At 70.3% G+C, this 12,940-nt stretch carries 10 protein-coding genes; 6 read left to right on the top strand and 4 right to left on the bottom strand.

The window, feature by feature from the left end:
- Positions 1–200 precede the first annotated feature (200 nt).
- Both ACIG87_RS10925 and ACIG87_RS10930 read left to right on the top strand, forming a co-directional pair.
- Positions 201–1,427, top strand: coding sequence for a glycosyltransferase (locus tag ACIG87_RS10925; protein ID WP_396850183.1), 1,227 nt, complete (start codon positions 201–203; stop codon positions 1,425–1,427).
- A gap of 138 nt (positions 1,428–1,565) precedes the next feature.
- Entirely contained in the window at positions 1,566–2,084 is a 519-nt protein-coding gene (locus ACIG87_RS10930) for an acyltransferase (protein ID WP_396850185.1), read from the top strand.
- Between the two features lie 27 nt (positions 2,085–2,111).
- Here ACIG87_RS10930 and ACIG87_RS10935 read toward each other — a convergent pair whose 3' ends face one another.
- Positions 2,112–4,142, bottom strand: a complete 2,031-nt coding sequence (locus ACIG87_RS10935; RefSeq protein WP_396850187.1) for a hypothetical protein — start codon at positions 4,140–4,142, stop codon at positions 2,112–2,114.
- A gap of 233 nt (positions 4,143–4,375) precedes the next feature.
- On the opposite strand from ACIG87_RS10935, the gene ACIG87_RS10940 reads away from it, so the two are divergent.
- From ACIG87_RS10940 to ACIG87_RS10955, 4 genes are all read left to right on the top strand, one after another.
- Positions 4,376–5,332: an NAD-dependent epimerase/dehydratase family protein gene (locus ACIG87_RS10940; protein WP_396850189.1), complete on the top strand. Its 957-nt coding sequence runs from the start codon at positions 4,376–4,378 to the stop codon at positions 5,330–5,332.
- A gap of 89 nt (positions 5,333–5,421) precedes the next feature.
- Positions 5,422–6,729 (top strand): lipopolysaccharide biosynthesis protein, encoded by a 1,308-nt coding sequence (locus ACIG87_RS10945; protein WP_396850191.1) that lies wholly within the window; start codon positions 5,422–5,424, stop codon positions 6,727–6,729.
- Positions 6,726–7,925 (top strand): glycosyltransferase, encoded by a 1,200-nt coding sequence (locus tag ACIG87_RS10950; protein WP_396850192.1) that lies wholly within the window; start codon positions 6,726–6,728, stop codon positions 7,923–7,925. The genes ACIG87_RS10945 and ACIG87_RS10950 overlap by 4 nt, the downstream gene beginning before the upstream one ends.
- Positions 7,926–7,930: 5 nt before the next feature.
- Complete coding sequence (locus ACIG87_RS10955) at positions 7,931–9,184, top strand: glycosyltransferase (RefSeq protein WP_396850194.1); 1,254 nt, start codon at positions 7,931–7,933, stop codon at positions 9,182–9,184.
- Between the two features lie 47 nt (positions 9,185–9,231).
- Here ACIG87_RS10955 and ACIG87_RS10960 read toward each other — a convergent pair whose 3' ends face one another.
- Genes ACIG87_RS10960 through ACIG87_RS10970 form a run of 3 tightly spaced genes read right to left on the bottom strand, consistent with a single transcriptional unit; the run spans position 9,232 to position 12,812 of the window.
- Positions 9,232–10,704 (bottom strand): O-antigen ligase family protein, encoded by a 1,473-nt coding sequence (locus ACIG87_RS10960; protein ID WP_396850196.1) that lies wholly within the window; start codon positions 10,702–10,704, stop codon positions 9,232–9,234.
- A gap of 54 nt (positions 10,705–10,758) precedes the next feature.
- Positions 10,759–11,772, bottom strand: coding sequence for a dTDP-4-dehydrorhamnose reductase family protein (locus ACIG87_RS10965; RefSeq protein WP_396850197.1), 1,014 nt, complete (start codon positions 11,770–11,772; stop codon positions 10,759–10,761).
- A complete protein-coding gene (locus ACIG87_RS10970) occupies positions 11,769–12,812 on the bottom strand; it encodes a polysaccharide biosynthesis protein (RefSeq protein WP_396850199.1) in 1,044 nt (347 codons plus the stop codon). The genes ACIG87_RS10965 and ACIG87_RS10970 overlap by 4 nt, the downstream gene beginning before the upstream one ends.
- Positions 12,813–12,940 lie beyond the last annotated feature (128 nt).

The raw sequence follows: 12,940 nt of genomic DNA on the forward strand, positions 1-12,940 counted from the left end.
CCCCGCCCCTGGGCCCTGTCGCGGCACCGGTGTTTCGGTGGGTGCGACGCCGCGGGCCACGAGCGCGCCCGTTCCGCCGGCCCCGGCATCCGGTGCGGGCTGCGCCCGGCGGGTGCCGGTGCTCTCATCGCTGTCCATGCGTTCCAGAGACTCATATGGGGGTGCCGATCTCCGGACGGCACGGTGAAGGTGGGCCGATAGTGAAGAGACTGACAAGGACGCTCCCCCGCGACGACTCCGCCGCGACGACGCGCCGATCGTTCCGGACCAGCGGTGCCGTGGGCAACTACCGGGTGGTCGCGACTGCGGGCGTGTTCGAGCCGGGCTTCCGTGGCGGTGGCCCGATCCGTTCCCTGCGGTACATCCTGGACACCCTCCCGGGGGATCTCGACGTCACCCTGATCACCCGGGACCGGGATCTCCACTCGCCTGCACCCTACCCCGGGCTGTCCGGACGACTACTGCGGCGCGACGACCGCTCCGCCGTCTTTTATCTCGATCCGTACGCGCCACGGCACTGGGTCCGGCTGATCCGGCACATCCGTTCCCGCCCGGTCGACCTGCTCTACGTCAACAGCATCTGGTCGCTGTTCTCGGTGCTGTCGATCCTGGCGGTGGGGCTGCGCCTGGTGCGCGTCGGGGCCATCCTGGTCGCCCCGCGCGGCGAGCTGTCGCCCGGTGCCCTGGCGATCAAGGCACCCAAGAAACGCCTCTTCCTGGCGGTGTGGGCACCGCTGCTACGCCGGCTCCAGGTGCGCTGGCAGGCATGCAGTTGGCTGGAGGAGAAGCAGATCCAGGCGAACATGCCGTGGGCGCAGGTGATGGTGAACGGCAACGAGAGCCCGATCCCGGCGCTCCCGGCCCCGCCGGTCGTCGCGCACGACGGGCCGCTGCGGTTGGTCTTCGTCGGCCGGATCTCGCCGATGAAGAACCTGTCCTTGGCCCTGGAGGCGGTGGCCGGCACCACCCGTCCGGTGGATTTTGACATCTTCGGCCCCCGGGAGGACACGCACTACTGGTTGCGGTGCCAGCGGATCATCGCGGCCATGCCGGGTCACGTCCGGGTCCGATACCTCGGCGAACTCGAGGCGGCGGACGTCATGCCGACGTTCCGTCGATACGACGCCTTTCTCTTTCCGACCCTCGGCGAGAACTTCGGCCACGTGATCCTGGAGAGTCTGGCGTCCGGCTGCCCGGTCATCTGTTCGGACGAGACGCCGTTCAGCGAGCTGATCGTCGACACCGGTGGGGAGGTGGTCCGGCCGGCGACCGCGGCCGGCCTCAGCCGGGTTCTCGACCTGCTCGCCGGCCGATCGGCCGGCGAGCGGGCCGAGGCGAAGGAGACGGCCGGGCGGCGGTACCGGTGCTGGCGGCAGCGCAACCGGGAGCGCAACGTGCTGGACCACGCCCGCCAGTTCTGTCGCTGATGCGTCCGGGGCGGGAGACCCGTCACCGTGGACGGAGCCGAGTCGTTGGCCCAGTGACCGGGCCGGCGTACGCGGGTCGGTCGTCAGTTGCCGTATCCCTGCGATCAAGGACCGCCAGTGCCCAGTCGCGTTCGTACGATGGCCCGGCGAGTACGGGACCACCTGGCCGCGTCTCGTGACCCTGAGGCGTTCGTCCGGTCCCTGGGGGTGAACCTGACCGGACGGGTCAGGTTCTATGGCGTCAACCGGGCGATGTTCGGCTCGGAACCGTGGCTGATCACCATCGGCGACAACGTCTACATCACCTCCGAGGTGCAGTTCGTCACCCACGACGGTGGCACGTTGATCCTGCGCAAGGACTATCCGGATCTCGACTGGACCGCACCGATCACCATCGGCGACGACGTCTACATCGGCATGCGCTCGATGATCCTGGCCGGCGTCACCATCGGTAACCGGTGCGTCATCGGAGCCGGTTCGGTCGTCACCCGGGACATCCCGGACAACACCGTCGCCGCCGGGGTGCCGGCACGGCCGTTGCGCACCACCGACGAGTACCTGGAGCGGCTGCGGGCCAAGTCGCTGGGCATCGGGCACCTCCCCGTCCCGGCGAAACACGAGGCGATGAAGCGGATCTACGGCGTCACCACCGGCTGAGGGCAGGTCGGGACGGTGCCGCCCGGTTCAGGCCCGCCGGTACGCCACCTGCGGCGGAGGGAACTGGTGCACTCCGGCGATCGTGATCGCCCCCAGCGCACCGGTCGTCCCGGTCACCTCGTAGCCGAACCGGTCCCCGGTCATCGCCGCCGCGCTGCCGCCGAGGTTCAGCGTGGTGGCGGCGCTGACGCCGCTGGCCCGCAACGTGGGCGGGGTGGTGCCGTTGGTCTGCCACACGTGCCCGTACCAGTGCCAGCCGGCGGGCAGCACCACGGGAGCACTCAGCACGGACTCCTTCACCCCAGGGGAGGTGACGGCGACGCTGCCGAAGTCGGCGATCGGGCCGAGGACGGCGGGACGACCGGTGGCCGGATCGTGGGCGTACACGCCGTGCCGCAGCACGCCGGTGCCCGCCACGGTGACCTCCACGCAGACCCGGTCGATCGGGGTGGGCTCGGCCAGATGGACCGGGTGCAGCAGCAGCCGCTGGTAGGTGCCGGTGTAGGTGCGGTTCTGGGTCGGGCCGGACAGCGTGAGGAAGTAACTGCCCCGGGGCCCGGTCGCCCCCGGCAACGGTCCCGAACCGGCCTGGTCGGGTTCCGCGCGCCACATTCCGTACCCGGGGGAGACCGGCACGCTGTACGGGATTCCGTCGACGGTGACCCGATCCGGCACGCTGAGGTTCGTCGGACCGACCGGGACCAGCAGCCGGTGGAACAGCTGCGGCGCCGCCATCTCGGCCTGGGCCACGGTGTCGACCCGTTCGATCACCACGAAGTCCGCGCCGCCGTCGGACACCACGATCTCGGTGGCGGTCGAGGGCGGCGCCAGGTAGCGGCGGTAGGCGGTGCCGGTCACCGACTCCCCGGCGGCCAGGGTGCGACCCCACACCAGTTGCGGGTAGTTCTTCTTCAGGCTGGAGCTGATGAACCAGCCCTTGGCCGTGGTGTACCGGACCCGGATCTCGGGGGCCCCGTCCGCGACCGGCAGCAATCCGACGGCGATGCCCCACTGCTGCATCCCACCGCCGCTGACCACCCACTGGGTCATGCTGCTCGCCGGCATCAGCGGGTTCCGGAGCGTCGCCGGGGTGAAGTCGGTGAGCGCGGTCAGGGTGTCGATGTTCGCCCAGACGGACCAGTTCAGGCCGCCGGCCACCCCCACGTTCGGCATGAACTGCCGGCGGCTGCCCCCGGCCACCGGGGTCAACGGCCCGCACTGGGTGACCCCCGCGTTGAGGGTGAACCGGGTCAGCGCGGTGACCGTCTGCGCGACGGTCAGGCTGCCGCCGGGCGACCATCGATAGAGGTTCGAGATGCGGCACAGGGAGGGGAGCTGCGGCATGATCGTGGCGATCGGGGTGCCGATGTTCGCCCTGGCGGTGTCGATCATCCCCTGGTAGGAGGGGATGACGTAGGACTCCCGGATCACCAGCTCCTGCCCGGTCGACCGACCGTCGGGCAACGGCCGGCCGTCGAGTTCGACGACCACCGTGTGGGAGTGGGTGGCCGGGCGGATCTGCACGTCCGGGGTGAGGTCGGTGATCGGCACGGTGGTCCGGTTTGTCGCCCCCGAGGCGTGGGTGAGCGGCGCGGCCGGCCTGACCCGGGCACCCTGGGCGATACCGTCCACCACCGTGTACGGGTTGCCGAAGAGCAGGCTGTTGGCGTTGGTCACCGCCAGCAGGGTGAAGATGCGGGCCCCGTCGCTCCACTGCGAGCCCACGTCGGCGGTGGTCTTGCCGTGGTTGGCCACGGCGATCTGGTTGCCGACGTTGTAACCGTGGTTGCCGCCGACGTACGACCAGCCGGTGTTGATCGGACAGTTGTCGTCCGAGGTGTCATGGACACGGGTGCCGACGGCCGACATGACCGGCCAGACCTGGGCGTCGGTCGCGGTCGAGGGCACCAGGGCGACCTGGGGAAGACCGGAGTGCCACAGACCGACCATGCTCTCCGCGTACGCGAGGTTGGCGGGCATGACCACGTCCCGGGTGGCATCGAAGCGTGACCTGATGGACATCAGGGCGTTGGACCGGTAGACGATCAGTTCGGGCATCCTGCACACCTCCACCGCGAACCCGTGATTGCTGCTGTCACTGTGCGCGTTTACGCAGCTCACGGCGGTTCTCCGTCGGTTCTCGGACAGCACCGCAGGCCGTTCGGTGGATGTCGGCCAGCCAACCAGCCGGCCGGTGCGGGTGTCCTGAACAGGTGAATCTCCGTCGTCGCCGTAACGCCCTGCGCGCTCGTTCGATGTACAGGTGATCGTGCGTATTCCGGGGGGTTTTCATGCGCGTTCTGATCACCGGTGGTGCCGGCTTCATCGGGTCCAACCTGGCCCGCGCCGCACTGGCCGAGCCTGCCGTCAAGGAGGTGAGCGTCCTCGACGACTTCTCGATCGGGCTGCGGAGCAACCTCGACGGGCTGGACGTCGACCTCATCGAGGGCTCGATCCTGGACCCGCTCGCCCTGGACACGGCGATGGCCGGGCAGGAGGCGGTGGTCCACCTGGCCGCGCTGCCCAGCGTTCCCCGCTCACTGCGCGACCCACTCGCCTCCCATCACGCGAACGCCACCGGCACTCTGATGGTGCTGGAGGCGGCCCGCCGGCAGGACGTCGGACACGTGCTCGTCGCCTCCTCCTCCTCGGTGTACGGCATGAACCCGGCGTTGCCCAAGGTGGAGCTGAGCTGGACCCGCCCGATGAGCCCCTACGCGGCCAGCAAGCTCGCCACCGAGGCGTACGCCCTGGCTCACCAGGCGTCGTTCGGGCTGCCGACGTTGGCCTTCCGGTTCTTCAACGTCTTCGGCCCCGGGCAGCGGCACGATCACGCGTACGCGGCCGTCATTCCCCGGTTCGTGCACGCCGCCCTGCGCGGCGAACCGGTGCTGGTGCACGGCGACGGCACCCAGTCCCGCGACTTCACCTACGTCGGCACGGTCTGCGAGGTCATCCTCGACGCGCTCCGTCGCCGGGTGCACCATCCGCATCCGGTCAACCTCGCCTTCGGTGCCCGGGCCAGTCTCCTCCAGGTCCTCGACGAACTGGAGGAGCTGTTCGGGCGGCCGATCTCCCGCGAACACGCGCCGCCGCGTACCGGAGACGTCCCGCACTCGTTGGCGGACAACGCCACCCTGCGGCACCTGTTTCCGGACGTGACGCCGGTCGCCCGCCCGCAGGGGCTGCGGGCGACGGGCGAGTGGATGGCGGGGCGACTGGGCGTCGTACCTGCCACGCTGCGGTGACCCGGGCCGCGAGTCGGGTAGAACCGGGGCCGTTCGTCGCCGCCTCGCCGGCCGGGATGACGGCACCGGCACCGGCACCGGCCCCGGCGGTGGATCGGGACCGTACCGTCACGGTGGGCATCGCCACCGCGATGGTGGCGAAGGGTATCGGCCTGGCCGCACCGCTGGTCATCACCCCCGCCTGCTTCCGGTACCTCGGTGACCAGCGGTACGGCCTGTGGATGGCGATCACCGCTCTCACCGGGATGGCCTGGTTCGCCGATCTGGGGCTGGGCAACGGGCTGCTCACCCGGCTCAGTCAGCTGACCGGCGATCCCCGCCAACAGGCCAGGGAGGTCTCCAGCGCCTTCGCCACCCTCGGCGTGGTCGCGGTGCTGCTGCTGGCTGCTCTCGTGGTGGTCACTCCCGTGGTGCCCTGGGCCGAACTGTTCGCCGTCCGTGACCCGGCCGTCGCCGCGCAGGCCCCCACCCTGGTCCTGATCTGCTTCGGCTCCTTCGCGGTCAACATGCCGCTCTCGCTGATCCAGCGGGTTCAGTACGCCCGCGGTGAGATGGTGCAGAGCAACGTCTGGCAGTCGGCCGGAGCCCTGGCCGCGATGGCCGTCGTGCTCGTGGCCATCGCTGCCGGTTGGGGACCGCTGACGGTCATCGCTGGCGCGGTGCTGGCCGTGCCGGTGACCAACCTGCTCAACACCGTGACCTACTTCTGGTCCTCCGACCCTGCCGACAGGCCGGGGCCGCGACTCGTGCACAGGGCCACCGTCGTCGGCCTGCTCCGGCTGGGCCTGCAGTTCTTCGCGCTCACCACGATGTCATCGATCGCGCTGAACGTGGACAACCCGCTGATCGCGAACATCTTGGGGCTCGCGACGGCGGCGCACTACGCGGTCGTGGGGAAGCTGTTCGGCGTCCTGTGGATCTTCGTCGGGCTGGTGGGCATGACGGTGTGGCCGGTCAACGGCGCTGCCCTGGCGCGGGGCGAGGTGGCCTGGGTACGCCGCAACACCCGCCGCATGGTGCTGCTGTACGGGTTGGTCGTGGGGGCGGCCGGAGTGGTGCTGGTCGGCTACGGACACCGGCTGATCGAACTCTGGGTCGGTGGCGTCGACCGCTCGACGATCCGGCTCCCGGTCCTCGTCGGGCTGGCGAGCTGGTCCTTTCTGGTGGCGATCACCTCCCCGCTGATCATGGTGCAGAACAGCATCGGCCTGCTCCGGCCGCAGTTCGTCGGCTGGGCCTTGTTCCTGCTGCTGGCGACCGTGCTCAAGATCTGGGGACTGCGGCAGTTCGGCCTGGCCGGCCTGCCTGCGGCGGCCTGCGTCGCGTACCTGCTCACGATGGTGCCGGCTGCGCTGCTGGGGTACTGGCGCGCAGTCGCCCGGTACGGCCCGTCATGACCGGGTACGCCGGCCGATTGCGGGTGCTGCGGGTCGTCGGCGAGCTGAACTTCGGCGGCACCGAGGTGCGTACGGCGGAGCTGCTGCCCCGGCTGTCCGCAGCCGGCGTCGAGGTGCACCTGGTGACGCTCAGCGACGAGGTCGGGCCGGGCCCCCTGGCCGACGTGGTCATCCGACACGGCGGCACGGTCACCGCGTTGCCACTCGACCTGCGGTTCGCCGTCCGGTTCCTGCGTCTGATCGGGCAACTGCGGCCGGACGTGCTGCACGTCGACTGCGCCAACTTCTCCGGCGTGCTGCTCGCGTTCGGCGCGCTGCGCGGTGTGTCCGGACGCGTCGCGCACTTCCGGGGGGACGACAATCAGCACCGGAACCCCCGTCGCCGGGCCTACCGGTGGATCAGCGGGAGGCTGCTGCGCTTCTTCGCCACCGACATCCTCGGCGTCTCGCCCAGCTCGCTCACTTTCGGCTACGACCCCGCCTGGCCCGACGACCCCCGCTGCCGGGTGGTTCTCAACGGGCTCGACCTGGACCGGCTCCGTCGGCCCAGCTCCGACGATCTGCGGGCGCTGATCGGTGCGGGAGCGGCGGATCTGGTGTGCGTGACCGTCGGTCGGGCCTCACCGGACAAGCGCCGTTGGCTCCTGCCGCCGATCCTGGCTGCCCTGCGTGACCGGGGCGTGCAGGCGCACGCCGTGCTCGTCGGCCCGGGCGACAGGGCGGACGACGACCGCGTCCGGGCGGCGGCGGTTGCCGCCGGGCTCGGCGACCGGGTGCACCTGTTGGGCCCGCGTGACGACGTGGGTGGGCTGTTGCGACAGGCCGACGTGGTGGTCCACCCCTCTCGCCTGGAAGGGCTACCGGGGGGAGTGCTGGAGCCGGTCGCGTTGGGCGTCGGCACGGTGGCCGCCGACCTGCCGGGCGTGCGCTTCATCGGCGAGCGGCTGCCCGGCGTGACGATCGTCGATGTCGAAGCCGCACCGCAGGTGTGGGCACGTGCGGTCGGTGCGGCGGCGGCGTACACCGCGACGACCGCCGCCTCGGTGGCCGCTGAGCGTTTCACGCGCAGCGTCTTCGCCATCGACACGGCGGCCAGCATCTACCTGGAGATCTACCGACGGTGGGCATCGGTCCGCCCGGGGCAGGAACGGGCATCACGAGAGAGCAGCCGACCACCGGTCGGCTCGGAACGGTGAGAGAGATGAACGATCAGACCCTGGTCGTCGGCCCGCGGCCCCGGCCGGACGGCGGATCGCCCGGGCGGGCCGACCGGCCCCGTCCGCTGCTCGTCGGCGCGTACGCCTTTCCGCACGGGGACGCCACCTCCAATCGTCTGCTGCAACTCGCCCGGTCCGCCGCGCCCGACGGTGCGTGCACGCTTGTCGTCAACGACTGGCCCTGTGAGGTGGCCTTCCCGGCCCGGCTGCCCGACGTAGCCGGCGTCGACCTGGTCACCATGCGGGTCCGTGGCCTGCACCGGCTCACTCGGATGCCGGCCCGGCTGGCTCGGCCGATTCGGGTGCTGCGGGCCATCCGGCGGCAGGGTGTGCGCCCAGGCGACGTCAGCGTGGTGTTGCTACCGATGGCGCTGATGACCCTCGGCAACTGGACGGTCCTGCGTCTCGTGCTGCGCTGCCCGGTGGTGGTGGACGCCAGCGAGCGCCACGACCGGCGTCAGTTCCGGCACGGCTGGCTCATCCCGTACTTCGTCCGGCACCGCTGGTCTACCTTCCTGGCCACCCGGCTGGTCCATCGGGCCACGGCGGTCTCCACCACGTTGGCCGACTACCTCTCGGGGCACGGGCTGGAGGTGCTGGTGGTGCCGCCGCAAGTGGACTGCGACGAGTTTCGGGCGGCGCAACCGCCCCCGCTCTCCGCCGGCCTGCGTCTGCTGTACGCCGGCACCCCCGGACGTAAGGACATGTTGGACGTGATCGTGCGCGGGATCAGCCGACTCACGCCGGACCAACAGCGACGGGTCAGCCTCACCATCGCCGGGATCACCCGGGACGACGCTGCCACTCGCTCGGACCTCGACGTCGCGGTGCTGGACGGGCTGTCGGCTGACGTGCGGTTCCTTGGTCGCGTCTCCCGGGCCACCGTGCTGGCACTGCTCTCGGAGTCGCACTTCTCGATGCTGGTCCGCCCCACCGGGGGGTACGCGGCCAACGGTTTCCCGTCCAAGGTGCCGGAGAGTCTCGCCGCCGGCTGCCCGGTGTTGCTCAACCACACCAGCGACCTGGCCGCCTACGTGCACGACGGCGTCGAGGGGCTGGTGCTCGACGGCAACGGGCCGGACGACGTGCGGTGGGCGATCGAGCGCGCGTTGCGGCTCCGGGACGAGGAGTGGAGGGCGATGAGCCGGGCCGCGCGGTCGAGGGCCTGCGAGTCGTTCGACCACCGGGCCTGGCGGGACCGGGTCAGTGCCTTCGTGGTAGCCGACGACCGCAGCTGAGCAGCGCGATCCGAGGGGAGGCGGACGGCCCGCCCACCCCCCGGATCTCAGCGCAGCACCGGGGACGGCCGGCGCGGCAGGTCGTCCACCAGGCCGCTGATCCGTTCCGGGTGCGGTTCGGCGTCGGACGGCTCGGTGCGGTCGGCGGCGTCCCGACCGGCGTGGGCCTGATCCTCGGGCAGGTGCAGCAGGACACCGGCGACCACGGACCAGAACACGTACGGGTACGCCTGTCCCGTGCCGAAGATGGCCGACTCGGTGATCTGGATCAGCAGGCCGGTGACGACGAGCCAGACCAGCCCCGAGTTGGCCCGGCGCACCGGTGCCCGCAGCACGACCCGGCCGACGGCCAGGAGCAGCAGCAGCAGCGTTGGCACCACAGCGAGGCCCAGCTCCAGCAGCAGTTGCAGATAGCTGTTGTGCACCACACTGACCCCTGGCCCGAATGACTCGTCGAGACCGGCGAGGGAGACCAGGTGATTCCGGGACGCGTACCCGAAGCCCAGTGCGGGGCGGTTCTGCCACCACAGGTCGACAGTCGCCCGCCACATCTCCGTCCGGCCGTTGGACAGGTCGCCGCCGGCGGGATCGGTGAAGCGCAGCACGAACTGCTGCATCCAGGGTGCCGCGAAGATGACCGGCAGCAGGTTGAACAGGTAGGCCACCAGTAGCCCCGCGGTCAGCCCCGCGGTCAGCCGGGCCAGCCGGCCGAGCCCGTGGCGCAGCACGATCCAGAGGGCACCGACGAGCACGGCGATCAGCCCGGTGCGGGATTGGGAGAGCAGGAGACAGGCGGTGACCGGCACCACGCCGAGCAGCTCCGCGCGTCGTCGGGACTGCCGGTAGACAGTCCAGCCCAACGGGATGGTCAGGGCACAGACGACGCCGAGCATGTTGGGATTGTTGTAGAGGCCCTCGAACCGCTCGGTGCGGGACAGCGCGGCAAGGAGAGTGCCGTCGGTGAGCCCGAGACCGAGGCTGACCAGGGCGGAGGCGCTCAGGACCAGGTAGACCACGCGGAGGTCGGCCATCATGACCGCCCGAGCCGGCCAGCGGAACCGCAACAGTACGTGCACCAGCGCGGCCAGCAGGAGCAACGCGATGCCGCGCTGGAGGGTCTCCAGCGGTACCACCGACCAGGCGAAGCTCAGCGTGGCGAGACCCCCCGTCGCCCAGAGCGCGCCGATGAGGAGGCGGGTCCACGGGTCGATCCGGAACACCGTCCGGCTCGGCGTGCACAGCGCCCAGACGACCAGGGCGGCGACCGCCACGTATCTGGCATAGAAGCTGGCATCGACCAGGTCGGGCAGCTTGGACGAGGCGCAGAGCAGTAGCGTCATGGTCAGGCCGAGCAGCCATCGCCAGCCGTCCACCTGCCGCGCGAGCGCGAACAGCAGTGGAGGAAACAGCACCACCGCGCCGGCCGCGATCAGTGGAATGTTGACGCTGACGATGGTGGTGACCACCACGATGACGACTGCCCCGATGATCGGGGTCAGTTGACCCACTCGGTTCCCCACGTGCTGTCCTTTGACTCCGGCGGGCCGGCAGCGCCGGCGGTGGTCGTTGGTCCGTCAGAACGGCACGGTCTGCCGGCCGGGCCGAGCCTGATCGAGCGCCCACCGGGCCCGGGCGTCGTGCATCGCCCCGATCATGTCCGGCCAGCTCGGCGGACGGTAGCCGGTCGCCCGGGCAAGGGCGTCCGCGCGCATCGAACGGTCGCAGGTGAACTCATCGTCCGGCACCAGGTCACCGGACCACCCGTACACCTCGGCGACCAGTCGGAGCAGGTCGTACTTCGAGATCGGTGCGGCGGCGACGTGGTACAGCCCGCACAGCTCCTCGCGGGGCAGGATCACCGTCCGGAGCAGTCGGGCGAACTCCACGGTCGTCACTCCGCTGTAGATGGCCCTGGTGAAGCCCCGAACCTGACCTCGCTGGGAGAGGAACCAGTCCACCAGGGAACGGTTCGTGGTCAGCTCGTGTCCGACGATCGAGGTACGCAGCGTCAGCGCCGAGACCCCCGTCGCCTCACCCAGCAGTTTGGACCGCCCGTATAGGTCGGGCGGGTCGGGCAGGTCGTCCTCCAGGTAGCCGCCCCGTCGGCCGGAGAACACGCAGTCGGTGCTGACGTGGACGAGCCTGCTGCCCAGCTGGGCGCACGCGTCGGCGAGCAGGTGCGGGAACAGCGCGTTGAGGGTGACCGTGGGCACCGCGTCCTGCACGTCCGGCCGTTGCTTGATGACGCCCACACAGTTGACGACGACATCCGGCCGCAGTTCGTCCACGAGTTGCCGGACGCGACCGAACCGGGTCACGTCCACCGCAGGGACGATGCGGGCGAGCAGGTGCGGTGGGAACCACTCCGCCCGGTCGTCGATGTTGCGGGCGAGACCGTGGACGTCGAGATCCGGATCGTCGCCGAGTTCGCGCAGCACGGCGTGGCCGAGCATGCCGGTGACGCCGACGACGAGAACCCGTCGTGCCGGGCGCTGGTCCCCCCGGCGGTCGCCCCGCTGATCCGCCTGGTGGTCGCTGCGCCGGCGGGGCACCCGGTCGGGGCGAGCGGCGTCGGCGGCCGTGCTCATGTCGTCACCACGGCCGCTGCGGCGGCCTCGACCTGCGTGCGCACCTCGGGCAGCGTCATCAACAGCGCCTCGATCTCGGGTACGGACAGCCGGCGGGCGTTGTGCGAGTGGAAGTCGGCGAGGCGGCCGTGCTCGACGTCACCCTCCTCGAAGTAGAGGGAGTAGTTGAGGTCACGGCTGTCCACCGGCACCCGGAGGAAGTCGCCGAGATCCTCGGCGAACGCGAGTTCCTCACGACTGGCCAGGGTCTCGTAGAGCTTCTCCCCGTGTCGGATGCCGAGCACGTTGAACTTCGCCGGCACTCCGAACAGGTTGCACAGCGCCGTGGCCAGGTCGCCGATGGTGCAGGCGTCGGCCTTGCGGATGAAGACGTCCCCGGGCTGGCCGAAGGTGAACGCGTGTTCCACCAGCTCGACCGACTCGGGCAGGGACATCAGGAAACGGGTCATCGACGGATCGGTGACCGTCGGCAGCCCGCCCCGGAGGATCTGGTCGATGAACAGCGGAATCACCGATCCGCGCGAGTACATCACATTGCCGTAGCGCACACAGCAGACCCGGGTCCGGGCCGCCGCGTTGTTGCGGGAGTGCGCCTGCGCCACCTTCTCCATCAGCGCCTTGGTCATGCCCATCGCGTTGACCGGATAGACGGCCTTGTCGGTGCTCAGCAGGACCAGCGTCTCCACGCCGACACGCTCGCAGGCGTCCACCACGTTCGCGCTGCCGAGCACATTGGTGCGGACCGCCTCAAGCGGGAAGAACTCACAGGAGGGCACCTGCTTGAGAGCCGCAGCGTGGAAGACGAACTCCATTCCCCGAGCGGCCTTCAGCACGCTGTCGTAGTCCCGGACGTCGCCGACGTAGTAGCGGACCCGGTCATTGCCGAGGCGGTGCCGCATGGCGTCCTGCTTCGACTCGTCACGGCTGAGGACCCGCACCTCGGCGGCACCGGCGTCGAGCAGTCGGGACACCATCGTCTGGCCGAACGACCCGGTGCCCCCGGTGATCAGGAAACGCCTGTCCGAAAGCGAGGAAAGCATATCTCCTCCTGCCTGTTTCCCGGCGGACCATCCTCGGGAATCGCGTTCTCGTCAAAGGTGACCATACTGTTGCAATAACGAGACCGTGCGCGCTTTGCGGTAAAGGGAGGAACGGTCACGTTTCACGT

Origin of the sequence: Micromonospora sp. NPDC051925, from assembly GCF_044548625.1 — a bacterium.
Lineage (GTDB): Bacteria > Actinomycetota > Actinomycetes > Mycobacteriales > Micromonosporaceae > Micromonospora.

Bases quoted from the DNA above. Each gene is read 5' to 3' on its own strand.
- ACIG87_RS10930 (WP_396850185.1), top strand. From the start codon at position 1,566: ATGGCCCGGCGAGTACGGGACCACCTGGCCGCGTCTCGTGACCCTGAG.
- ACIG87_RS10935 (WP_396850187.1), bottom strand. From the start codon at position 4,142: ATGCCCGAACTGATCGTCTACCGGTCCAACGCCCTGATGTCCATCAGG.
- ACIG87_RS10940 (WP_396850189.1), top strand. From the start codon at position 4,376: ATGCGCGTTCTGATCACCGGTGGTGCCGGCTTCATCGGGTCCAACCTG.
- ACIG87_RS10950 (WP_396850192.1), top strand. From the start codon at position 6,726: ATGACCGGGTACGCCGGCCGATTGCGGGTGCTGCGGGTCGTCGGCGAG.
- ACIG87_RS10955 (WP_396850194.1), top strand. From the start codon at position 7,931: ATGAACGATCAGACCCTGGTCGTCGGCCCGCGGCCCCGGCCGGACGGC.
- ACIG87_RS10965 (WP_396850197.1), bottom strand. From the start codon at position 11,772: ATGAGCACGGCCGCCGACGCCGCTCGCCCCGACCGGGTGCCCCGCCGG.
- ACIG87_RS10970 (WP_396850199.1), bottom strand. From the start codon at position 12,812: ATGCTTTCCTCGCTTTCGGACAGGCGTTTCCTGATCACCGGGGGCACC.